At 59.1% G+C, this 21,914-nt stretch carries 22 protein-coding genes; 16 read left to right on the top strand and 6 right to left on the bottom strand.

The window, feature by feature from the left end; genetic code table 11:
* Positions 1–48 precede the first annotated feature (48 nt).
* The gene (locus EQV90_RS15865; protein ID WP_240878390.1) at positions 49–753 is read right to left on the bottom strand and encodes an alpha/beta family hydrolase; all 705 of its coding nucleotides are present in this window, start codon (positions 751–753) and stop codon (positions 49–51) included.
* Positions 754–826: 73 nt separating this feature from the next.
* Here EQV90_RS15865 and ccoN (EQV90_RS15860) point away from each other — a divergent pair, with 73 nt between their 5' ends.
* The 14 genes from ccoN (EQV90_RS15860) (at position 827) to hemN (ending at position 15,730) form a co-directional block, all read left to right on the top strand.
* Positions 827–2,251 carry a cytochrome-c oxidase, cbb3-type subunit I gene (gene ccoN, locus EQV90_RS15860; RefSeq protein WP_003447222.1) on the top strand — a complete coding sequence of 475 codons (1,425 nt, stop codon included), beginning with the start codon at positions 827–829 and terminating at the stop codon, positions 2,249–2,251.
* A 10-nt stretch (positions 2,252–2,261) separates the two neighbouring features.
* Positions 2,262–2,870 carry a cytochrome-c oxidase, cbb3-type subunit II gene (ccoO, locus tag EQV90_RS15855; protein ID WP_003447220.1) on the top strand — a complete coding sequence of 203 codons (609 nt, stop codon included), beginning with the start codon at positions 2,262–2,264 and terminating at the stop codon, positions 2,868–2,870.
* Positions 2,871–2,882: 12 nt separating this feature from the next.
* Complete coding sequence (locus tag EQV90_RS15850) at positions 2,883–3,074, top strand: cbb3-type cytochrome c oxidase subunit 3 (protein WP_003447218.1); 192 nt, start codon at positions 2,883–2,885, stop codon at positions 3,072–3,074.
* A complete protein-coding gene (gene ccoP, locus EQV90_RS15845; RefSeq protein WP_003447216.1) occupies positions 3,071–4,009 on the top strand; it encodes a cytochrome-c oxidase, cbb3-type subunit III in 939 nt (312 codons plus the stop codon). The genes EQV90_RS15850 and ccoP (EQV90_RS15845) overlap by 4 nt, the downstream gene beginning before the upstream one ends.
* Before the next feature lie 480 nt (positions 4,010–4,489).
* The gene (gene ccoN, locus EQV90_RS15840) at positions 4,490–5,932 is read left to right on the top strand and encodes a cytochrome-c oxidase, cbb3-type subunit I (protein WP_003447214.1); all 1,443 of its coding nucleotides are present in this window, start codon (positions 4,490–4,492) and stop codon (positions 5,930–5,932) included.
* Positions 5,932–6,540 carry a cytochrome-c oxidase, cbb3-type subunit II gene (gene ccoO / locus EQV90_RS15835; protein ID WP_003447211.1) on the top strand — a complete coding sequence of 203 codons (609 nt, stop codon included), beginning with the start codon at positions 5,932–5,934 and terminating at the stop codon, positions 6,538–6,540. The genes ccoN (EQV90_RS15840) and ccoO (EQV90_RS15835) overlap by 1 nt, the downstream gene beginning before the upstream one ends.
* A gap of 5 nt (positions 6,541–6,545) precedes the next feature.
* A complete protein-coding gene (locus EQV90_RS15830) occupies positions 6,546–6,737 on the top strand; it encodes a CcoQ/FixQ family Cbb3-type cytochrome c oxidase assembly chaperone (RefSeq protein ID WP_003447209.1) in 192 nt (63 codons plus the stop codon).
* Complete coding sequence (gene ccoP, locus EQV90_RS15825; protein ID WP_003447207.1) at positions 6,734–7,711, top strand: cytochrome-c oxidase, cbb3-type subunit III; 978 nt, start codon at positions 6,734–6,736, stop codon at positions 7,709–7,711. Before EQV90_RS15830 ends, ccoP (EQV90_RS15825) begins: the two co-directional genes overlap by 4 nt.
* Positions 7,712–8,027: 316 nt before the next feature.
* The gene (ccoG, locus tag EQV90_RS15820; RefSeq protein WP_010656158.1) at positions 8,028–9,443 is read left to right on the top strand and encodes a cytochrome c oxidase accessory protein CcoG; all 1,416 of its coding nucleotides are present in this window, start codon (positions 8,028–8,030) and stop codon (positions 9,441–9,443) included.
* A 16-nt stretch (positions 9,444–9,459) separates the two neighbouring features.
* Positions 9,460–10,002: a FixH family protein gene (locus tag EQV90_RS15815; RefSeq protein WP_003447203.1), complete on the top strand. Its 543-nt coding sequence runs from the start codon at positions 9,460–9,462 to the stop codon at positions 10,000–10,002.
* A gap of 92 nt (positions 10,003–10,094) precedes the next feature.
* Positions 10,095–12,545, top strand: coding sequence for a heavy metal translocating P-type ATPase (locus tag EQV90_RS15810; RefSeq protein WP_240878389.1), 2,451 nt, complete (start codon positions 10,095–10,097; stop codon positions 12,543–12,545).
* Between the two features lie 20 nt (positions 12,546–12,565).
* Positions 12,566–12,796 carry a cbb3-type cytochrome oxidase assembly protein CcoS gene (gene ccoS, locus EQV90_RS15805; RefSeq protein ID WP_003447199.1) on the top strand — a complete coding sequence of 77 codons (231 nt, stop codon included), beginning with the start codon at positions 12,566–12,568 and terminating at the stop codon, positions 12,794–12,796.
* A complete protein-coding gene (locus EQV90_RS15800) occupies positions 12,789–13,472 on the top strand; it encodes a sulfite exporter TauE/SafE family protein (protein WP_003447197.1) in 684 nt (227 codons plus the stop codon). The genes ccoS and EQV90_RS15800 overlap by 8 nt, the downstream gene beginning before the upstream one ends.
* An 875-nt stretch (positions 13,473–14,347) precedes the next feature.
* Entirely contained in the window at positions 14,348–15,730 is a 1,383-nt protein-coding gene (gene hemN / locus EQV90_RS15795) for an oxygen-independent coproporphyrinogen III oxidase (protein WP_003447195.1), read from the top strand.
* Positions 15,731–15,759: 29 nt separating this feature from the next.
* Here the strand turns inward: hemN and EQV90_RS15790 are convergent, their stop codons facing one another.
* Positions 15,760–16,074 (bottom strand): hypothetical protein, encoded by a 315-nt coding sequence (locus EQV90_RS15790; RefSeq protein ID WP_232286848.1) that lies wholly within the window; start codon positions 16,072–16,074, stop codon positions 15,760–15,762.
* A gap of 313 nt (positions 16,075–16,387) precedes the next feature.
* Here EQV90_RS15790 and fnr point away from each other — a divergent pair, with 313 nt between their 5' ends.
* Both fnr and EQV90_RS15780 read left to right on the top strand, forming a co-directional pair.
* On the top strand, positions 16,388–17,122 hold the full coding sequence (gene fnr / locus EQV90_RS15785) for a fumarate/nitrate reduction transcriptional regulator Fnr (protein WP_003447190.1): 735 nt from the start codon (positions 16,388–16,390) through the stop codon (positions 17,120–17,122).
* Positions 17,123–17,177: 55 nt separating this feature from the next.
* Positions 17,178–17,723: an adenine phosphoribosyltransferase gene (locus EQV90_RS15780; RefSeq protein WP_010656163.1), complete on the top strand. Its 546-nt coding sequence runs from the start codon at positions 17,178–17,180 to the stop codon at positions 17,721–17,723.
* A 33-nt stretch (positions 17,724–17,756) separates the two neighbouring features.
* Here the strand turns inward: EQV90_RS15780 and recR are convergent, their stop codons facing one another.
* From recR to EQV90_RS15755, 4 genes are all read right to left on the bottom strand, one after another.
* Entirely contained in the window at positions 17,757–18,359 is a 603-nt protein-coding gene (gene recR, locus EQV90_RS15775; RefSeq protein ID WP_003447185.1) for a recombination mediator RecR, read from the bottom strand.
* A gap of 160 nt (positions 18,360–18,519) precedes the next feature.
* On the bottom strand, positions 18,520–18,858 hold the full coding sequence (locus EQV90_RS15770) for a YbaB/EbfC family nucleoid-associated protein (protein ID WP_003447184.1): 339 nt from the start codon (positions 18,856–18,858) through the stop codon (positions 18,520–18,522).
* Between the two features lie 74 nt (positions 18,859–18,932).
* Positions 18,933–20,999: a DNA polymerase III subunit gamma/tau gene (gene dnaX / locus EQV90_RS15765; RefSeq protein WP_240878388.1), complete on the bottom strand. Its 2,067-nt coding sequence runs from the start codon at positions 20,997–20,999 to the stop codon at positions 18,933–18,935.
* Between the two features lie 806 nt (positions 21,000–21,805).
* Positions 21,806–21,914: IS3 family transposase (locus tag EQV90_RS15755; RefSeq protein ID WP_138762977.1), on the bottom strand; the 109-nt coding region annotated here is incomplete at its 5' end.

The following is a 21,914-nucleotide window of genomic DNA, read 5'->3' as shown; positions in this document are numbered from 1 at the left end:
AGCGAGCTTGCTCGCGAGCTCTTCGCTGGCATATTGAACAGCTCGCTCCTACAGGGCATCACCGGCCTGGAGCCAGTGGGCGATTTTGTCGGCAGCGGCGTCCAGATGCTGTTCATGGCTAAACCCCGATGCCTTGAGCGGCTTCAAGTCGTGATCCCCCGCCACTAACCAGTGCAGTTCAATGCCCGGCGCCAGGGTGTAAGCCTCGACGGCTTGCCGGTTGCCCAGAGCATCACGTTCGCCCTGCACGATCAGGGTGGCTGTCTGCAGCCCGGCCAAGTGCGCCACCCGGGGTTTTTCCGGTTTGCCGGAGGCGTAAAACGGGTAACCCAGACAGACCAGAGCAGCAACCCCCAGCTCATCAGCCACCAGACTGGCCATGCGCCCGCCCATGGACTTGCCGCCAATCGCAATTTGCCCGGCGACATGCTGTCGCACCCCGGCATACACCTCGCGCCAGCATTCGAGCAATTTGACCTGTTGGTTTGGCGGCCTTTTGCCACCATCGAGCCGGCGTTGCGCCATGTACGGGAACTCGAAGCGCAATACGTTCACCCCTCGTGCCGCAAGGCGTTCAGCCATACCGGTCATCCAGGCACTGTCCATCGGAGCACCGGCACCATGGGCCAGGATCAGGGTCTGCGGTTGCGGGTTTTTCACCTCGCCGGTGGCCGGACTCCATAACCAGCCCTGCTCCTGCACGCATTGCGCCCATTGATCCCTGTCAATACCGGCCTTGCCTGCTACGCCCATGCTTGCCTCGCTTTTAGTCTGCCTATAACTCCAGGCGTACCTTTGTATGCGCCTGAACCGTGGATGGGGAACCATGAACACTTCTACAAGTACTGCCTACAACTACAAGGTGGTCCGCCAATTTGCCATTATGACGGTGGTTTGGGGCATCGTCGGTATGGGGCTCGGCGTTTTTCTCGCCGCGCAGCTGGTCTGGCCGGAACTCAACTTCAATTTGCCCTGGACCAGTTTCGGGCGCTTGCGCCCATTGCACACCAACGCGGTGATCTTCGCCTTCGGCGGTTGTGCACTGTTTGCCTCGTCCTTTTACGCAGTGCAACGTACCTGCCAGGCAACCCTGTTCGCGCCGAAGATCGCCATGTTTACCTTTTGGGGTTGGCAACTGGTGATTTTGCTGGCTGCCATCAGCTTGCCGCTGGGCTACACCAGCTCCAAGGAATACGCCGAGCTTGAGTGGCCGATCGATATCCTGATCACCATCGTCTGGGTCGCTTATGCCATCGTGTTCTTCGGCACGATCATGAAGCGCAAGACCAAACACATTTACGTGGGCAACTGGTTCTTCGGCGCATTTATCGTGACCGTGGCCATCTTGCACATCGTCAACAACCTGGAAATCCCGGTCAGCTTCACCAAGTCCTACTCGCTGTACGGTGGTGCGACTGACGCCATGGTGCAGTGGTGGTACGGCCATAACGCTGTGGGCTTTTTCCTGACGGCCGGCTTTTTGGGGATGATGTACTACTTCGTGCCGAAACAGGCCGAACGTCCCATCTATTCCTATCGCCTGTCGATCGTGCACTTCTGGGCCCTGATCACCCTTTACATCTGGGCCGGCCCGCACCACTTGCACTACACCGCACTGCCGGACTGGGCCCAGTCACTGGGCATGGTGATGTCCCTGATTCTGCTGGCGCCAAGCTGGGGCGGCATGATCAACGGCATGATGACCCTGTCGGGCGCCTGGCATAAATTGCGCAGCGACCCGATCCTGCGTTTCCTCGTGGTGTCCCTGGCGTTCTACGGCATGTCGACCTTCGAAGGACCGATGATGGCGATCAAGACCGTCAACGCCCTCTCCCACTACACCGACTGGACCATCGGCCACGTACACGCCGGGGCATTGGGCTGGGTGGCGATGATTTCCATCGGCGCGCTGTATCACATGATCCCGAAAATTTTCGGTCGCCCGCAGATGTACAGCATGGGCCTGATTAACGCGCACTTCTGGCTAGCCACTATCGGCACAGTGCTTTACATCGCCTCGATGTGGGTCAACGGCATCGCCCAGGGCCTGATGTGGCGCGCAGTCAACGAAGACGGCACGCTGACCTACTCCTTCGTCGAAACCCTGGTGGCCAGCCATCCGGGCTATGTCGTGCGCCTGATCGGCGGCGCGATTTTCTTCAGCGGCATGTTGCTGATGGCATACAACACTTGGCGCACCGTGCGTAACGCCGAGCCCGCTGAAGTCGTAGCCGCCGCGCAGATGGCCTGAGGAGTTCGCCATGAAACACGAAATCGTTGAAAAAAATATCGGCCTGATGCTGTTGCTGATGATTCTCTGTGTGAGTGTCGGCGGCCTGACGCAAATCGTCCCGCTGTTCTTTGAGGATGTCACCAATACCCCGGTCGAAGGCATGAAGCCTTATACCGCGCTGCAACTGGAAGGTCGTGACATCTACATTCGCGAAGGCTGCGTGCAATGTCACTCGCAGATGATTCGTCCGTTCCGGGCCGAGACCGAGCGCTATGGCCATTACTCGGTCGCCGGTGAAAGTGTCTGGGATCACCCGTTCCTGTGGGGTTCCAAGCGTACCGGGCCGGATCTGGCGCGGGTCGGCGCCCGCTACTCGGATGACTGGCACCGCGCGCATCTGTACAACCCGCGCAACGTCGTACCCGAGTCGAAAATGCCCGCCTACCCGTGGCTGGTCTCCGAACCGGTGGATGACAGCCATACCCAGAAAAAACTCGAAGTGATGCGCACCCTGGGCGTGCCTTACACCGACGAAGACATCGCCAATGCCAGACAGTCGGTACAGGGCAAGACCGAAATGGACGCGCTGGTGGCCTACCTGCAAGTGCTCGGCACTGCCATCAAGAGCAAGAGGTGAGCCATGTTTGACATGAGTAGTGGAATGATCCGCGGCCTGGGCACTGTGGTGGTGGCGGTGGCGTTTATCGGCCTGGCGCTGTGGGTATTCAGCCCGCGGCGCAAGTCGGAGTTCGAAGACGCGACCCTGCTGCCATTCAAAGACGATCCAGAGGCGATCAAACACGTCGAGCAAGAACAAGCGTCTAGGAGTAATAAGCAATGACCACCTTCTGGAGTGTTTATATCTGCGTGCTGACCATTGGCACGCTGATCGGCCTGACCTGGCTGTTGATCAGTACCCGCAAGGGGGAAAGAAAAAGCGAAACCGTCGAGACCATGGGCCACAGTTTTGACGGCATCGAGGAGTACGACAACCCGCTGCCACAATGGTGGTTCATGTTGTTCGTCGGCACGCTGGTGTTTGGTGTGGGCTATTTGATCCTTTACCCGGGCCTTGGCAACTGGAAAGGCCTGCTGCCGGGTTACGAGGATGGCTGGACAGGGGTGAACGAGTGGCAAAAGGAGATGGACAAGGCAGACGCCAGGTTTGGCCCCATTTTCGCCAAATACGCCGCCATGCCGGTTGAGCAAGTGGCCCAGGATCCCCAGGCACTGAAAATGGGCGGTCGTCTGTTTGCCTCCAATTGCTCTGTGTGCCACGGCTCGGATGCCAAGGGCGCCTTCGGCTTCCCCAACCTGGCCGACAACACCTGGCGCTGGGGCGGCGATGCCGACACCATTAAAACCACGATCATGGGCGGACGCATCGCTGCAATGCCGGCCTGGGGCCCGGTACTGGGTGACGAGGGCGTGAAGAACGTTGCCGCCTATGTGCGCCACGATCTGGCCGGCCTGCCTTTGCCCCAGGGCACGACCGTGGATCTGGTGGCTGGCAAGCAAGCCTTCGAAACCACCTGCGTGGCGTGCCACGGTGCCAACGGTAAAGGCATGCCACTGATGGGCGCGCCGGATCTGACGGTGCCAGCGGGCTTTATTTACGGCACCAGCCTGGCGCAATTGCAGCAAACCATTCGCCATGGCCGCCAGGGCCACATGCCGGCGCAGAACGAGTTGCTGGGTAACGACAAGGTGCAATTGCTGGCTGCGTATGTGTTCAGCTTGTCCCATGGTAATCAAGAGGAAAAAACAGCCGAATAATTACCAGACATTTCCTGCCGCATCATTTTGGTGCGGCAGTTCCCGCCTAAAAGCGCGACCAAGTGTCGCACCTCTTTTTAGTCCGCCGTTGCTCTCCCGCCATTCAGGACTAAGCTCAAATTCTCAGTGATCCCGGGGTCACCAGTTTCACGTCAAGTGAATTTAATCGGTAAGTTGAAGGGTGCAGTTACAGGCCACACTGGTGGGTTTACAACGGCTATCGTTGATTGCGATCTTCGCCATCAAGTTGCCATGACTGCCCCCCTCCCGGTTTTGCCCTGCCCGGCCCTTTCATTTTTGCCTTCCACGGGGTGTTTTGTTGGCGGTCGACTTGACCCTACTGCACGCATGGAAAGGCCGCAGAATAAGCGTTGGAACGCATTGACCGAGGTCAAGCCGCGTTGCAATACCCCTACGTTTTATACATACTTGCGACCGATTTTTACTCCTAATAAAACACCAAAACCGTGGAACCTTAGAATGAGCACAGCAATCAGTCCGACTGCTTATAACTATAAGGTAGTCCGCCAGTTCGCCATCATGACGGTGGTCTGGGGGATCCTTGGCATGGGGCTCGGGGTTTTTATCGCGTCACAGCTTGTGTGGCCTGAATTAAACCTTGGTCTTGAGTGGACAACCTTTGGCCGTCTGCGTCCCCTGCATACCAATCTTGTGATTTTTGCCTTCGGTGGCTGTGCATTGTTTGGTACCTCGTACTACGTCGTGCAGCGCACCTGCCAGACACGCCTGATCTCCGACGCCCTGGCTGCCTTCACCTTCTGGGGCTGGCAGGCGGTCATTATCGGCGCGATCATCACGTTGCCGCTGGGCTACACCACAACCAAGGAATACGCAGAGCTGGAATGGCCCCTGGCTATCCTGCTGGCCATCGTCTGGGTGGTCTACGGTATTGTGTTCTTCGGCACCATTACCAAGCGCAAAACCAAGCACATCTATGTAGGTAACTGGTTCTACGGTGCATTCATTGTCGTCACGGCAATGCTGCACATCGTCAACCACGCGTCCCTGCCGGTGAGCTTCTTCAAGTCCTACTCGGCTTACGCCGGTGCGACTGACGCCATGATCCAGTGGTGGTACGGCCACAACGCTGTAGGTTTCTTCCTGACTACAGGCTTCCTGGGCATGATGTACTACTTCGTGCCGAAGCAGGCCGAGCGTCCGATCTACTCGTATCGTCTGTCGATCGTGCATTTCTGGGCCCTGATTACCCTCTACATCTGGGCCGGCCCGCACCACTTGCACTACACCGCTCTGCCGGACTGGGCCCAGTCGCTGGGCATGGCAATGTCGATCATCCTGCTGGCTCCAAGCTGGGGCGGCATGATCAACGGCATGATGACCCTGTCGGGCGCCTGGCATAAATTGCGCACCGACCCGATCCTGCGCTTCCTCGTGGTGTCCCTGGCCTTCTACGGCATGTCGACCTTCGAGGGCCCGATGATGGCAATCAAGACCGTCAACTCGCTGTCGCACTACACCGACTGGACCATCGGCCACGTACACGCCGGGGCACTGGGCTGGGTAGCGATGATTTCGATCGGTGCCATGTACCACATGATCCCGCGCATCTATGGCCAGAAGCAGATGTACAGCACCAGCCTGATCAACACGCACTTCTGGCTGGCGACTATCGGTACCGTGCTTTACATCGCTTCGATGTGGGTCAACGGCATCACCCAGGGCCTGATGTGGCGCGCAATCAACGACGATGGCACCCTGACCTACTCGTTCGTGGAAGCACTGCAAGCCAGCCATCCTGGCTTTATCGTTCGCGCCATCGGCGGGGCTATCTTCGCCAGCGGCATGCTGTTCATGGCCTACAACGTGTTCCGTACCGTACGCGCCTCGAACCCGGTAGAAGCTGAAGCAGCGAGCAAAATCGCTGTAGTTGGAGCCCACTGATGAAGCACGAAACAATCGAGAAGAATATTGGCCTGATGGCCTTCTTCATGGTCATCGCCGTGAGCATCGGTGGTCTGACCCAAATCGTTCCGCTGTTCTTCCAGGACGTGACCAATACCCCGGTTGAAGGCATGAAGCCGCGTACCGCTCTTGAGCTGGAAGGTCGCGACATCTACATCGCCAACGGCTGTGTGCAATGTCACTCGCAGATGATCCGCCCGTTCCGCGCAGAAACAGAGCGTTATGGCCACTACTCGGTAGCCGGCGAAAGCGTCTGGGATCACCCGTTCCTGTGGGGCTCCAAGCGTACCGGGCCGGACCTGGCCCGGGTTGGCGGTCGTTACTCCGATGACTGGCAGCGTGCACACCTGTACAACCCGCGCAACGTGGTCCCCGAGTCGATCATGCCTGCCTATCCGTTCCTCGTAGAACGCAAGCTGGACGGCAAGGACACGGCGAAAAAAATGGAAGTCTTGCGCGTGCTCGGCGTTCCTTACACCGACGAAGATATCGCCGGGGCCAAGGATGCAGTGAAAGGCAAAACCGAAATGGACGCGCTGGTGGCCTATCTCCAGGGCCTGGGCACCATCATCAAAAGCAAACGGTGATCTAGATGGATATCGGGATGATTCGTGGCCTGGGCACTGTCGTCGTGATGGTGGCTTTTATCGGTTTGGCATTGTGGGTTTTCAGTCCGCGACGCAAGTCGGAGTTTGATGACGCAACCTTATTGCCGTTCAAGGATGATCCCGAAGCCATCAAGCACGTAGAGCAAGAGCAAGCTTCTAGGAGTAACAAAGAATGACTACGTTCTGGAGTCTGTACGTCACAGTCCTCAGTCTGGGTACCATCTTCGCCTTGACCTGGTTGTTGCTGGCCACCCGCAAGGGCCAACGCAGCGAGCAGACTGACGAGACAGTTGGGCACTCTTACGACGGGATTGAAGAGTACGACAACCCGATGCCGAAATGGTGGTTCATGCTGTTCATCGGCACCATCATCTTCGCCCTCGGCTACCTGGTGCTGTACCCGGGCCTGGGTAACTGGAAAGGCCTGCTGCCGGGCTACGAGTACCTGGACACCAAAGAGAAGACCGCGTTTGCCAATGGCCAGACAGGCTGGACCGGTGTTCACGAGTGGGAAAAGGAAATGGCTAAATCGGACGCTAAATTTGGTCCGATCTTCGCCAAATTCGCCGCCATGCCCATTGAGGAAGTGGCCAAAGACCCGCAAGCACTGAAGATGGGTGGCCGCCTGTTTGCCTCCAACTGCTCGGTGTGCCACGGTTCCGACGCCAAAGGCGCCTATGGCTTCCCTAACCTGACCGACGCCGACTGGCGCTGGGGCGGTACACCGGCAGACATCAAGGCCACCATCATGGGCGGTCGCCACGCCATCATGCCGGGCTGGTCCGAAGTGATCGGCGAGCAAGGCGTCAGCGACGTGGCCGCCTATGTCCTGACCGGCCTGGACGGCCGCAAGCTGCCGGAAGGCGCGAAAGCCGACCCTGCCAAGGGCAAGGAACTGTTCGCGACCAACTGTGCGGTTTGCCACGGTCCGGAAGGCAAGGGCAACCCGTTGATGGGCGCACCGAACCTGACCCACCCGGGTGCATTCATCTACGGTTCGAGCTTCGCTCAATTGCAACAGACCATCCGTTACGGCCGTCAGGGCCAGATGCCTGCACAGGCCGACCTGCAAGGGAACGACAAGGTTCACCTGCTGGCGGCCTACGTTTACAGTCTGTCCCATGGCGATGACGCCAAGGCAGCCGAGTAAACCAGGGTTGTAACTGCTGCAGAAAACGGCCCCGCCAACCCACGTTGGCGGGGCCGTTTTATTACAGCCGTGCTTTCGCTGGACGCCACCATTGCCCGGTGCGCAATTGCCCTGCACTTGAACCGCGACCCCAAGTCAATTGATCCATGTCACGACTTGTTACATCTCCTATACCAAGTTGGTGATTTCCGGAACGCGACCAAAGGTCGCACCCTTGAGCTAGAGTCACAGGCGTATCATTACGCCACTGCAACACCTTCTGACCGCGGTCGGCATGTACTGACCGAGGCATTTTCCACTGCCGTGGGACGCACTAATGAGCAATCAGATTCCTGTACACAACGTCACGCCGCCTGCCAAAAAACCTGGTGACAGCGTCGATTTGTATGCCTCCCGGGAAAAGATCTACACCCGGGCCTTTACCGGTATTTTCCGCAACCTGCGCATCGCCGGTGGCGCCGTGCTGTTCCTGCTGTATTTCGGTACGGTATGGCTCAACTGGGGTGGGCACCAGGCCGTCTGGTGGAACCTTCCCGAGCGTAAATTCTTTATTTTTGGCGCCACCTTCTGGCCACAGGATTTCATCCTGCTCTCCGGGCTGCTGATCGTCGCGGCCTTTGGCCTGTTCTTTATTACCGTGTATGCAGGTCGCGTGTGGTGTGGCTACACCTGCCCACAAAGCGTCTGGACCTGGGTTTTCATGTGGTGCGAGAAGGTCACTGAAGGTGACCGCAACCAGCGCATCAAGCTCGATAAGGCGCCAATGAGCGCCAACAAGTTCCTGCGCAAATTCAGCAAGCACAGCCTGTGGCTGCTGATCGGTTTTGTCACCGGCATGACCTTTGTCGGTTACTTCTCGCCGATACGCGAACTGGTATTCGATTTCTTTACCGGCCAGGCTGATGGCTGGGCTTACTTCTGGGTCGGCTTTTTCACCCTCGCCACCTACGGCAACGCCGGCTGGCTGCGCGAGCAGGTGTGCATTTACATGTGCCCGTATGCCCGCTTCCAGAGCGTGATGTTCGACAAGGACACGCTGATCGTTTCGTACGACCCGCGGCGCGGCGAAGTCCGCGGCCCGCGCAAAAAAGACACTGATTACAAGGCCCAAGGCCTGGGTGACTGCATCGACTGCACCATGTGCGTGCAGGTATGCCCGACCGGGATCGACATTCGTGACGGCCTGCAGATTGAATGCATCGGCTGCGCCGCCTGTATCGATGCCTGCGACAGCATCATGGACAAAATGAACTATCCTCGCGGCCTGATCAGCTACACCACCGAGCACAACCTGTCGGGCCAGAAAACCCACAAGTTGCGTCCGCGCCTGCTTGGCTATGCACTGGTGTTGCTGACCATGATGGGTCTGCTGGCAGCTGCGTTCTATACCCGTACCCTGGTGGGGTTCGACGTCAGCAAAGACCGCGTGCTCTACCGCGAAAACGCTGAAGGACGGATCGAAAACGTCTACAGCCTGAAGATCATGAACAAGGATCAGCAAGACCACACCTATGTGCTGGAGGCCACAGGCCTGCCGGACCTGAAGCTGCAAGGCAAACGCGAAATCAGGGTCGCCGCGGGCGATATCGTCAGCCTGCCGGTCGAGCTCTCGATTGCTCCGGAGCAGCTGCCGTCCAGCACCAACGAAGTGTTCTTCATCCTCAAGGATGCCGATCACAACGACATCAGCGTCAAAGCCAAGAGCCGCTTCATCGGCCCACAAATCAGATAAGAGAAGAGAACCTGCCATGCCCGCAGCAAACGCCTCCAGCCCTTGGTACAAGCATCTTTGGCCGTGGATCATCATTGCCATTCTCGCCTGCTCGGTGACGTTGACCCTGTCCATGGTGACCATTGCCGTGAACAACCCGGACAACCTGGTCAACGACAACTACTACGAAGCCGGCAAAGGCATTAACCGCGCACTTGACCGCGAACTGCTGGGCCAGACTCTGCAGCTCAAGGCCAAGCTGCGGCTGGACGAAATGACCGGCGAAGTGGTGCTGCTGCTTGATGGCAACAGCAAGCCGAAGGTACTGGAACTGAATCTGATCTCGCCGACCCAACCCGAGAAAGACCGCAAGATCAGCCTCAGCCAGAGTGAATCAGAGCCGGGCCGTTACATCGGCCAGCTGGATGACAAAATCGAAGGCCGGCGCTTTGTTGAGCTGCTGGGCGTTGAAGACGGCAAAACCTGGCGCCTGTTTGAAGAAGAGCTGGTGGGCCATGACAAAGACCTGCTGCTGGGCGACGAGCCGCTTCAGGGCGCTGAAGTGCACAAGACCAATTAACCCCATTGCGCGCCAGCCCGTTCCCGCACCTGCAGGGGCGGGCCGGAGCGCAATGTCGCAGTTCCGGCGACACCCTCTCGCGAAAGACCGCCATGACCTCTCCCGTTCCCTGCTATCACTGTGCCCTGCCCGTCCCGCCCGGCAGCCGCTTTACTGCCGTTGTTCTGGGCCAGACCCGCGAGTTCTGCTGCCCTGGTTGCCAGGCGGTGGCCGAGGCGATCGTGGCCGGCGGCCTGGAAAGCTATTACCAGCATCGCAGCGAAGCCTCTGCCAACCCCCAGGCATTACCCGTGCAACTGGTGGAAGAGCTGGCTCTGTATGACCGCGCCGATGTGCAAAAACCCTTTGTCCGGCATGAAGGCGAACAGGCCGAAACCACCCTGCTGATCGAAGGCATCAGTTGCGCCGCCTGTGGCTGGCTGATTGAAAAACATCTGCGGCGCCTGCCTGCCGTGAGCGAAGCCCGCCTCAATCTGTCCAACCACCGTTTGCATGTGCGCTGGGCTGACAGCCAGTTGCCGCTGAGTGAAATCCTCAGCGAACTGCGGCACATCGGTTATGCCGCGCACCCGTATCAGGCAGACAGGGCAACGGAACAACTGGCCAGTGAAAATCGCCTGGCTTTGCGCCAGCTGGGTGTCGCCGGACTGCTGTGGTTCCAGGCGATGATGGCGACCATGGCCACCTGGCCGGAATTCAACATTGATCTCAGCCCCGAGATGCACACCATCCTGCGCTGGGTTGCACTGTTTCTGACAACACCCATCGTGTTTTACAGCTGCACGCCTTTTTTCAAAGGCGCCATGCGTGATCTGCGCACCCGCCATCTGACCATGGATGTGTCGGTTTCGCTGGCCATCGGCGGCGCCTATATCGCCGGCATCTGGACTGCCATTACCGGAGTCGGCGAGCTGTATTTCGATGCGGTGGGCATGTTCGCCCTGTTTTTGCTGGCCGGGCGCTACCTGGAACGCCGCGCCCGGGAACGCACTGCCGCCGCCACCGCACAACTGGTCAACCTGCTGCCGGCGTCCTGCTTGCGATTGAGTGATGACGGCCAGAGCGAGCGCATTCTGCTGAGCGAACTCAAAGTCGGTGACAAGGTGCTGGTGCACCCCGGCGCGATTCTTCCGGCCGACGGCAAGATCCTGCAAGGCCAGTCCAGCATCGACGAGTCTCTGCTGACCGGCGAATACCTGCCACAGGCACGCCGGACTGGTGATGCGGTCACCGCCGGCACCCTGAATGTCGAAGGCGCACTGACCGTCGAGGTTCTGGCCCTGGGCCAGGACACGCGCCTGTCCGCCATCGTGCGCCTGCTGGACCGGGCCCAGAGCGAAAAACCGCGCCTGGCCGAGATCGCTGACAAAGCGGCGCAGTGGTTCCTGCTGTTTTCCTTGCTCGCTGCCGTGGCGATTGGCCTGCTGTGGTGGCAACTCGATCCGTCACGGGCGTTCTGGATCGTCCTGGCGATGCTGGTAGCCACCTGCCCTTGCGCCCTGTCACTGGCGACCCCCACCGCGCTCACCGCGGCCACCGGCACTCTGCACAAGCTGGGCCTGTTGCTGACCCGCGGCCATGTGCTCGAAGGGCTGAACCAGATCGACACGGTGATCTTCGACAAGACAGGGACCCTGACCGAAGGCCGGCTGACCTTGCGCTCGATTCGCCCCCTGGGCGAACTGGACAGCGATCAGTGTCTGGCCCTGGCGGCGGCCCTCGAGAACCGCTCGGAACACCCGATCGCCCGCGCGTTCGGCCGCGCTGCACAAGCCGCCGAACAGGTACACAGCACACCAGGCCGGGGCCTTGAAGGCCTGGTGGGTGACCGCCAGTTACGCATCGGCCAGCCGGACTTTGTCTGCGAACTGAGCCTCTGCCCGGTGCCGCCGATGCCGGATGAGCCCGGGCAATGGCTGTTGCTGGGTGATACCGCCGGCGCGCTGGCCTGGCTGGTGCTCGACGACCATCTGCGCGACGACGCTCCCGCGCTACTGGCGGCCTGCAAGGCGCGGGGCTGGCGCACGCTGCTGCTCTCGGGGGACAGCTCGCCGATGGTGGCCAGTGTGGCCGCCGAGCTGGGTATCGATGAGGCCCGGGGCGGCTTGCGCCCGGATGACAAACTGCAGGTCTTGCAGCAACTGCACGCCCAGGGCCGCAAGGTGTTGATGCTCGGTGACGGGGTCAACGATGTGCCGGTGCTGGCCGCTGCCGATATCAGCGTGGCCATGGGCTCGGCCACTGACCTGGCCAAAACCAGTGCCGATGCGGTATTGCTCTCCAATCGCCTGGATGCCCTGGTGCAAGCCTTCAGCCTGGCCCGCCGCACACGGCGGGTAATCATCGAAAACCTGCTCTGGGCCGGCCTGTACAATGGCCTTATGCTGCCTTTTGCGGCACTGGGCTGGATCACGCCGATCTGGGCTGCCATCGGCATGTCGATCAGCTCGTTGACCGTGGTACTCAATGCCTTGCGCCTGACCCGCATGCCCCGACAGGCCCATGCCCGGCCTGCGTCACAACCCCGTCCGCTGCCGATCTGAACCGGACGCCTGGAGTATTTATGCCAGCGCTTTACATCATGATTCCCGCGGCCTTGCTGATTGTCGCAATCGCCATCTACATCTTCTTCTGGGCAGTGGACAGCGGCCAGTACGATGACCTCGACAGCCCGGCCCACAGCATCCTGTTTGACGACCAGGACCCGAAACATACAGCGGCCGTCGAAGAAGCCAGGCTGCATCACCCGGAGTCGGAGCAGGACACCGACAGCAAGGCCCCACCCCATGTTTGAGCTAGCGCCACTACTGGTTTCGGCCGTGATTCTGGGCCTGCTCGGGGGCGGCCATTGCCTGGGCATGTGCGGCGGCCTGATGGGGGCATTGACCCTGGCCATCCCCAAAGAGCAACGCAGCCGCCGCTTCAGGCTGCTACTGGCCTATAACCTGGGGCGAATCCTCAGTTACGCCGCAGCAGGTTTGCTGCTGGGGCTCGCCGGATGGGCGGTGGCCAACAGTCCGGCGGCGATGTACATGCGCATCCTCGCCGGGTTGCTGCTGATCTGCATGGGCTTGTACCTGGCCGGCTGGTGGAGCGGCCTGACCCGCATCGAAAGCCTGGGACGCGGCCTGTGGCGGCATATCCAGCCCGTTGCCAACCGCTTGCTGCCCGTATCGAGCCTGCCCCGGGCATTGCTGCTGGGCGCGCTGTGGGGCTGGCTGCCATGTGGCCTGGTCTACAGCACGCTGATCTGGTCGGCCAGCCAGGGCAGCGCGATCGACAGTGCACTGCTGATGCTGGCATTCGGGCTTGGTACCTGGCCCGTGCTGCTGGCGACCGGCCTGGCTGCCGAGCGTGTCACGGCACTGCTGCGTAAGCGCAGCGTACGCATGGCCGGGGGCTTGCTGGTGATCCTGTTCGGCATCTGGACCCTGCCCGGCCCCCATCAGCACTGGTTGATGGGGCACTAGCCCAGTCACTTGTGCGAGCGCTTGCCGGCGATACAGGCAACGCAGCCCAACTGGATGACCTCACCGATACCATCGCCAGCAAGCTGGCTCCCACAATAGCTGTGCAACCCCCCAGGACACTCTGTGGGTGCTGGATGACCTGATTGTGCAACCCCAAGGAACACACTGTGGGAGCTGGCTTGCCAGCGATACAGGCAACGTAGCCCAACTGCTTGACCTCACCGATACCATCGCCAGCAAGCTGGCTCCCACAATAGCTATGCAACCGGGAGGGATACTCTGTGGGAGCTGGATGACCTGATTGTGCAACCCCAAGGAACACACTGTGGGAGCTGGCTTGCCAGCGATACAGGCAACACAGCCCAACTGCATGACCTCACCGATACCATCGCCAGCAAGCTGGCTCCCACAATAGCTGTACAACCCCCAAGGACACTCTGTGGGTGCTGGATGACCTGATCTCCCACAGCAACTGCGCAACCCCAAGAGACACTCTGTGGGAGCTGGCTTGCCAGCGATATAGGCAACCCAGTTCAACTGGATGACCTCACCTCCCCCAGCAGCTGTGCAACCTCAAGGAACACACTGTGGGAGCTGGCTTGCCAGCGATGCAGGCAACGCAGCCCAACTGCTTGACCTCACCGATACCATCGCCAGCAAGCTGGCTCCCACAATAGCTGTGCAACCCCCAAGGACACTCTGTGGGAGCTGAATGACCTCAGCTCCCATAACAGCTGTGCAACCCCGAGGGACACTCTGTGGGAGCTGGCTTGCCGGCGATGCAGTACACGCCGCCATTGATACAAATCAAGGCCATCCAAATCCCGAGCCCCTAGACTCCAGCGCATTGCCAACCATCCCAGGGGAATGCCCGCATGCTCGACGCCATTCGTTGGGACTCAGATTTGATTCGCCGCTATGACCTGGCCGGCCCGCGCTATACCTCATATCCGACAGCCATGCAGTTCACTGATCAGGTCAGTACTTTCGATCTGCTGCACGCCCTGCGCGAAAGCCGCAAGGCGTCGCGGCCGTTGTCGCTGTATGTACACGTGCCGTTCTGCGCCAATATTTGCTACTACTGCGCCTGCAATAAAGTGATCACTAAAGACCGTGGCCGGGCGCAGCCTTATTTGCAGCGACTGGAGCAGGAAATCCGCCAGGTCGCCTGCCACCTCGACCCCAGACAAACCGTCGAGCAACTGCACTTTGGCGGAGGAACGCCGACCTTTCTCAGCCACGCCGAATTGCGCCAACTGATGGCCAGCCTGCGCGAAAACTTCACCTTGCTGGACGACGACTCCGGCGATTACGGCATCGAAATCGACCCCCGGGAAGCCGACTGGTCGACCATGGGCCTGCTGCGCGAGCTGGGGTTCAATCGCGTCAGCATTGGCCTGCAAGATCTCGACCCCCAGGTACAGCGAGCGGTCAATCGCCTGCAAAGCCTGGAAGAAACCCGTGCCGTGATCGATGCTGCGCGCACCCTGCAGTTTCGCTCGATCAATATCGACCTGATCTACGGCCTGCCCAAGCAAACCCCCGAAGCCTTCGCACAAACCATCAACGAAGTGATCAGCCTGCAGCCGGATCGTTTGTCGGTGTTCAATTACGCGCACTTGCCAGAGCGCTTCATGCCGCAACGGCGGATCAATACCAGCGATCTGCCCTCGCCTGCCGCCAAACTGGAAATGCTTGAGCGCACCATCGCCCAGCTGACAGCTGCCGGCTATCGCTATATCGGCATGGATCACTTCGCTCTGCCGGACGACGAACTGGCCATCGCCCAGGAAGAAGCCACCCTGCAACGCAACTTCCAGGGTTACACCACCCACGGTCATTGCGACCTGATCGGCCTCGGCGTATCAGCCATCAGCCAGATCGGCGAGCTGTACTGCCAGAATGACAGCGACATCACCCAGTATCAGCGCACCCTGGCCAGCGGCCAGCTCGCCACTGCCCGTGGCCTGCTGTGCAATCAGGATGACCGGATCCGGCGCGAGGTGATTCAACAAATCATCTGCAATTTGAACTTGCCGTTCGCCCACATAGAGCAAGTATTCAATATTGATTTTCGAGGCTATTTTGCCCAGCAGTGGCCTGCCCTGCAGAGAATGGCCGCCGATGGCCTGATCACCCTGGACCATGAGCAATTGACCGTACTGCCCGCCGGGCGGCTGTTGGTGCGCTCGGTGTGCATGGTGTTTGATGGCTACCTGGAACAGGCCAGTCGGCAGCGATTTTCCCGGGTGATATAGGGAGCGCTCGCAACCGGTGATAACGCCCGCTAACTGGCCATCAGCGAAGAAGCCTTGAGCGCGTCCTCACCGCTCAAGTCTTTCATGGCTTTGACCAGGCTGGCATTGGCATTGAGCAATGCAGCACTCAAACCGGCAATTGCCGCCTGCAAGCCGGCGGCCTGAGCCTTGGCCTGCTCAGGATTCAAATTGCTGTTGGCCATGACTTGCTGCAGTTGAGCCTGCTTTTCAGCTATCTGCTTCTTGATCTCGCGAATCATCTTCAGAATTTTCTGAACCTGATCCGGCAAGCCGCTGCCTTCAATGTCGTCGTTCTGATCTTTCTGCGCTTTTGCCAACTTCATGGCCGCACCTGAAATCACCACTTTGACGCCCTCAGCGGGAGCTGCCGCCTGGCCAAGGCCCGTGTCCTCGTCGGCCACTGCGACATTCTGTCTGTTTATCGCAGGCGTGTTTATGGTCAACATGCCACTCTGACTAAGGCCAACTCCACCCATCGATGACATCTGACCTGCTCCCTGTGCTTAAGCCGTTACCGGGCTATCGGCACGGCTGCAGGTTACTTGAGTGAAGTGCACTGAATTGGCGCACTGGCCTCAGCCCCCTCCCTGGGGTAACCTTGCATCTTATGTGTGTTTTCCTATAAGGATTTAAGAAATGTCCGAGCCAGTAAAAGTGCGCGCTCATAGCCAGGCTCACTGCAAGGATTGCAGTCTCGCGCCTTTATGTTTGCCACTTTCGTTAAACCTGGAAGACATGGATGCGTTAGAGGAAATCGTCAAACGCGGTCGCCCATTGAAAAAAGGCGAATTTCTGTTTCGTCAGGGCGACCCGTTCGTCTCGGTCTACGCAGTACGCTCCGGCGCCCTCAAGACATTCAGCTTGAGTGACAGCGGCGAAGAGCAACTCACCGGTTTCCACTTGCCCAGCGAGCTGGTCGGTTTGTCAGGCATGGACACCGAATCCTATCCGGTATCTGCCCAGGCACTGGAAACCACGCCGGTTTGCGAAATTCCCTTCGAGCGTCTGGACGAGCTTTCGGTACAGCTGCCGCAACTGCGTCGCCAGCTGATGCGCATCATGAGCCGGGAAATTCGTGACGATCAGCAGATGATGTTGCTGCTGTCGAAAAAGACCGCTGACGAACGTATCGCGACCTTTCTGGTCAACCTGTCTGCCCGTTTCCGCGCCCGTGGCTTTTCGGCCAACCAGTTCCGTCTGAGCATGTCGCGCAATGAAATCGGCAATTACCTGGGCCTGGCAGTTGAAACGGTTTCCCGGGTATTTACCCGCCTGCAAGAAAACCAGCTGATCACCGCTGATGGCAAGGAAGTTCACATTCTTGACCCCATCAAGCTGTGCGCCCTGGCCGGTGGCTCGCTGGAAGTCTGAATCCGTCATTCATCGGGCTATACTGGCGAGCTAACGCACGCCAGGACAGCCCGATATGATCCGCGACGACTTTTGCCTCAAATCCTTGATTCGCCCAGTAATTGACTTCCCCAAAGCAGGGGTGATTTTTCGCGATATCACGCCGCTGTATCAATCCCCCCGCGCCATGCGCGTGATTGCCGATACCTTTATCGAACGCTACGTCGAGGCTGATTTCAGCCACATCGGCGCCATGGATGCCCGCGGCTTTTTGATTGGCTCGGTACTGGCGCATCAACTCAACAAGCCGCTGATCCTGTTTCGCAAGCAAGGCAAATTGCCCGCTGACGTTTTAGCCGAAGGCTATCAGACCGAATATGGCGAAGCGTTTCTCGAGGTTCACGCCGACAGCCTGTGTGAAGGCGACTCGCTGTTGATCGTCGATGACCTGATCGCTACGGGCGGGACCCTGATTGCCGCTGCCAATCTGGTGCGGCGCATGGGGGCACAGGTGTTTGAAGCCGCTGCGATTATTGATCTGCCACAACTGGGCGGGTCGAAACGCCTGCAGGAAATGGGCGTCCCGACCTTTTGCCTGACTGAATTTTCCCTGACAGAGTAAGGCCGTGTCGTCTGCTCGCCGGCAAGCTGATGCTTACAGAACGATCGGTCTGCGCCCGGAGAACGAGTGGGCCAGGGTTCCGCCGTCAACCAGTTCCAGCTCTCCACCCAGGGGTACACCGTGGGCGATGCGCGAAGCAATAAGGCCTTTGTTGCCGAGCAATTGCGCTATGTAATGTGCAGTAGCCTCGCCTTCGACCGTCGGGTTGGTGGCGAGGATCACCTCGGTGAAGGTGCCCTGTTCCGCGATGCGCGTCATCAGTTGCGGGATACCTATCGCCTCCGGCCCCAGGCCGTCCAGCGGCGACAAATGCCCTTTGAGCACAAAGTAACGACCGCGATAGCCGGTCTGCTCGACGGCATAGACATCCATCGGCCCCTCAACCACACAAAGCAGGGTGTCGTCTCGGCGCACATCGGCGCACTGCGGACACAAGTCATCCTCGGTCAGGGTCCGGCACAGACGGCAATGACCCACGCCCTCCATAGCCTGACTCAAGGCCAGCGCCAGACGCGAACCACCGCTGCGATCACGCTCAAGCAATTGCAGAGCCATGCGCTGTGCAGTCTTTTGACCTACGCCCGGCAAGGTGCGCAAGGCATCGATCAGTTGGCGAATCAGGGGACTAAAGCTCATAGGGAAAGGTCCGACAAAACAACGAGAGGCGGTTTATACCCGCGGTCCGGGCCAGCGTCAAATACCAGCAATCCCGTGCACCCGGGCAGCCTGCACCATTAATCAAAAACAGCCAGGCAAAAAAATGCCAGGCCCGGGGCCTGGCATTTTGTGCAGCGCCTTAGAACGGCAGCTTCATGCCTGGCGGCAGTTGCATGCCGGAGGTCACGCCGGACATTTTGTCCTGGCTATTGGCTTCGACCTTGCGCACGGCATCGTTGACTGCAGCCGCGAACAGGTCTTCCAGCACTTCACGGTCATCATCGCTGACGCCTTCAAGCAGAGCCGGATCAATGCTCACACGCTTGATGTCATGACGACCGGTCATGACCACAGTCACCATGTCGCCACCGGCTTTACCAGTGACTTCAGCATTGGCCAGTTCTTCCTGCATTTTGGCCATTTTTTCCTGCATCTGCTGCGCCTGCTTCATCAGGCCGGCCATGCCACCTTTCATCATGGGAATCACCTCAAACGTTATTTGGACAATGCACCCGCGGCCAAGAAACCTCGGGCTGTAAGTTTTTCCTGGCGTTATGAAGCCTGAGCCTCAACAACGTCCACAGGTTGAATCGTATCGTCACGGACTGCCGCACCGAATTGTTCAATCATTTGCTGCACCAGCGGATCGGCATAGATGGATTCTTCTGCCAGGCGCTGGCGCTCTGCACGAAAGCGCGAGGCGGCCTGGGCCGGGGTTTCCTGCTCCGGCTTGATCAGCTCGATAGTCACTTTGAGTGTGCGCTGATGATACTGGTTCAACGCATCATTGAGCCGGCGCTGCTGAGTCGCGTTAAACAACGCGCTGTGGGCCGGGTCCAGATGCAGCAACCAGTCATCACCATCAACCGAGATCAATGTGCAGTTGGCGCCAATGCTCGCCGTCATGCCCGATACCGGTAATTTGGGGAACATATTCAGCCATTCAAGGGCCAGCCCGGTCGCAGGCTCGGCAGCAGGCAATGGCTCGGGCTCAGGTGCAGGCTCGCCCCCATGCTCGCTGGCCAGTTCGTCAAGGTAGCTATAGGCCGCCGAGTCCATGTCCGGCTCAATGTAATCTTCGTCCAGCGGCGGCTCGTCATCGCGATCCAGGCCCGACAGCGCCGAGTCCACTTGCTCCAGCGTTGGCTCAGGTACAGGCGCGTCTTCCCACTGCGGCGCGTCCGGCACCACGCTGTCAGGCGTAGGCAACGGCATCGGTGGCAACTCGGGTTGTTCGCCCAGCGTATCGAGCATCGCTTGGGGCGCCAGCGGCTCTTCGATCACGGCAACAGCAGGCTCGTTCCACGGCAAGTCCACTACCGGCACTGCTGGCGCCCTGGGGGCCGCCACAGGTGCAGGTGCCGGCTCAGGCTCAGGCTCAGGCCTGGGCACTTCAACCACCGCCACAGCGGCAGGTGCAGGTGCAGCAACTACTGGCGCAACAGCGGTCGGGCCAGCCACGGTTTGGGCGGAATCAACTGTGGCCTGGCTGATCCCCACTGGCTTTAGCGGCTGACTCGGCGAGTCTGTCGCGTCTGCCGGACGGAAGGCCAGCATCCGTAGCAGGACCATTTCAAAACCGCCACGGGGGTCTGGTGCCAGCGGCAAATCACGCCGGCCGATCAGGCCCATCTGGTAATAAAACTGTACGTCTTCGGCAGGCAATACCTTGGCCAGGGCCAGTACGCGATCACGGTCGCCGTGGCCGTTGTCGACCCCCTCGGGCAACGCCTGGGCAATGGCAACGCGATGGAAGACGTTGAGGATTTCGGACAGGACGCCGTTCCAGTCCGGGCCCTGCTCGGCCAGATGGCGCACAGCCTCCAGCAGTCCCCGGGCATCGCCTTCGATCAAGGCGTGCAGCAGGTCAAACACCTGGCCGTGGTCGAGAGTACCCAGCATGGTGCGCACATCAGCCGCCAGCACCTTGCCTTCACCGAAGGCAATGGCCTGGTCGGTCAGGCTCATCGCATCACGCATCGAGCCGTCCGCAGCCCGACCCAGCAACCACAGCGCGTCATCTTCAAAGGGTACGTTTTCGACACTCAGCACATGGCTCAAGTGCTCGACTACCCGCTCGGGGGTCATGTTTTTCAGGGAGAACTGCAGGCAACGGGAAAGGATTGTCGCCGGCAGTTTCTGCGGATCGGTGGTAGCCAGGATGAATTTGACGTAGGGCGGCGGCTCTTCAAGGGTTTTGAGCAACGCATTGAAGGAGTGGCTGGAGAGCATGTGCACTTCGTCGATCAGGTAGACCTTGAAGCGCCCGCGGCTTGGCGCGTACTGCACGTTATCGAGCAGCTCGCGGGTGTCCTCGACCTTGGTCCGGCTCGCGGCATCGATTTCGATCAGATCGACAAAGCGCCCTTCGTCGATTTCGCGGCACACCGAACACGTTCCGCACGGGGTCGAGGTGATACCTGTCTCACAGTTCAGGCATTTGGCGATGATCCGCGCAATGGTGGTCTTGCCGACACCACGGGTACCGGTAAACAGGTAGGCGTGATGCAGGCGCTGACTGTCCAGGGCATTGATCAGAGCCTTGAGCACATGGGTCTGGCCGACCATTTCGCGGAACGAGCGCGGACGCCATTTACGTGCAAGAACCTGATAACTCATTGATAACCGTCGCGTCAGAAAAGCGGAAGGGGCTAATGCTAGCGGAGCAGGGGCAAAATTGCATCCGATGCGCACTTTAAACTGCTCATGCCGTACAGCCGCATATTTTATGCCGCGCACAAAAAGACATCGACCGCGGAATAAACGCCGGGACGGGCTTGAACAAAAGAGGCTGCTGAGGTTGTTTCTAATCACCCGTGTAAACACTTCGCACGGGCATTCATAAATCTTGGGTGTAGCCAGTATTGTCACACATGGCCTACCTGATACGTCGCAGAGCCTTCTACTACCTGAATCTCAGACTTCCGAAGCACCTTTTCCCGAGGTGTAACACTTTATGTCTGCGCATGAACCTCAGGTCCCGACAACCAGCAATTTTTCTTGCGTCTTCCTTAGCCCAACAAATCCACAGCCACTTGCTTGCCCCCCCCCCGCACAGTCTCTCCCTGCGGTCACTACGGGACCAATCCAACTCGCTTCTAAAACCTATAAACTGAAAACTATAGAATCGACTTTCCACCCACTCACTGCGGCTTAGAGGGTCAATTCGACAAGGATTCGTGGGCAGTCCACACAGTGATGTCGTTTTCAATCACCTGAACTTGAGAAGCACTGAATAGGTTTAAGTCAAGGATGACTACCTGATAGGTCTTATTGGTAAACCCACAACCTCCAACGAGCTTGTTCACTCCTTGGACGATGTACTGCAGCTGCGTGTCGTATGCTTCTTCCGAGGGGCAGACAAGCGATCCTTTCTTGAGTGTATTTGGAGCAGCTATTGCACTGACTGAATCGCCCCGGGTTTCCTAGACACTCTCCAGGCTCGCTGCGTAACGCTTTTCAAACTCTACCGGTGACAGCTGATTGTTGAAACTGTGGCGTCGTTTTGGGTTGTAAAACATCTCGATGTAATCG

The sequence above is a fragment of the Pseudomonas sp. TMW22089 genome, from assembly GCF_022496645.1.
Lineage (GTDB): Bacteria > Pseudomonadota > Gammaproteobacteria > Pseudomonadales > Pseudomonadaceae > Aquipseudomonas > Aquipseudomonas paraversuta.
Note: the sequence above shows the minus strand (reverse complement) of the source record. Positions and strands in the feature narration are given on the sequence as shown.

Coding starts and splice junctions, on each gene's coding strand:
- EQV90_RS15865 (WP_240878390.1), bottom strand. CDS start 753: ATGGGCGTAGCAGGCAAGGCCGGTATTGACAGGGATCAATGGGCGCAA.
- ccoN (WP_003447222.1), top strand. CDS start 827: ATGAACACTTCTACAAGTACTGCCTACAACTACAAGGTGGTCCGCCAA.
- ccoO (WP_003447220.1), top strand. CDS start 2,262: ATGAAACACGAAATCGTTGAAAAAAATATCGGCCTGATGCTGTTGCTG.
- EQV90_RS15850 (WP_003447218.1), top strand. CDS start 2,883: ATGAGTAGTGGAATGATCCGCGGCCTGGGCACTGTGGTGGTGGCGGTG.
- ccoP (WP_003447216.1), top strand. CDS start 3,071: ATGACCACCTTCTGGAGTGTTTATATCTGCGTGCTGACCATTGGCACG.
- ccoN (WP_003447214.1), top strand. CDS start 4,490: ATGAGCACAGCAATCAGTCCGACTGCTTATAACTATAAGGTAGTCCGC.
- ccoO (WP_003447211.1), top strand. CDS start 5,932: ATGAAGCACGAAACAATCGAGAAGAATATTGGCCTGATGGCCTTCTTC.
- EQV90_RS15830 (WP_003447209.1), top strand. CDS start 6,546: ATGGATATCGGGATGATTCGTGGCCTGGGCACTGTCGTCGTGATGGTG.
- ccoP (WP_003447207.1), top strand. CDS start 6,734: ATGACTACGTTCTGGAGTCTGTACGTCACAGTCCTCAGTCTGGGTACC.
- ccoG (WP_010656158.1), top strand. CDS start 8,028: ATGAGCAATCAGATTCCTGTACACAACGTCACGCCGCCTGCCAAAAAA.
- EQV90_RS15815 (WP_003447203.1), top strand. CDS start 9,460: ATGCCCGCAGCAAACGCCTCCAGCCCTTGGTACAAGCATCTTTGGCCG.
- EQV90_RS15810 (WP_240878389.1), top strand. CDS start 10,095: ATGACCTCTCCCGTTCCCTGCTATCACTGTGCCCTGCCCGTCCCGCCC.
- ccoS (WP_003447199.1), top strand. CDS start 12,566: ATGCCAGCGCTTTACATCATGATTCCCGCGGCCTTGCTGATTGTCGCA.
- EQV90_RS15800 (WP_003447197.1), top strand. CDS start 12,789: ATGTTTGAGCTAGCGCCACTACTGGTTTCGGCCGTGATTCTGGGCCTG.
- hemN (WP_003447195.1), top strand. CDS start 14,348: ATGCTCGACGCCATTCGTTGGGACTCAGATTTGATTCGCCGCTATGAC.
- EQV90_RS15790 (WP_232286848.1), bottom strand. CDS start 16,074: ATGAAGTTGGCAAAAGCGCAGAAAGATCAGAACGACGACATTGAAGGC.
- fnr (WP_003447190.1), top strand. CDS start 16,388: ATGTCCGAGCCAGTAAAAGTGCGCGCTCATAGCCAGGCTCACTGCAAG.
- EQV90_RS15780 (WP_010656163.1), top strand. CDS start 17,178: ATGATCCGCGACGACTTTTGCCTCAAATCCTTGATTCGCCCAGTAATT.
- recR (WP_003447185.1), bottom strand. CDS start 18,359: ATGAGCTTTAGTCCCCTGATTCGCCAACTGATCGATGCCTTGCGCACC.
- EQV90_RS15770 (WP_003447184.1), bottom strand. CDS start 18,858: ATGATGAAAGGTGGCATGGCCGGCCTGATGAAGCAGGCGCAGCAGATG.
- dnaX (WP_240878388.1), bottom strand. CDS start 20,999: ATGAGTTATCAGGTTCTTGCACGTAAATGGCGTCCGCGCTCGTTCCGC.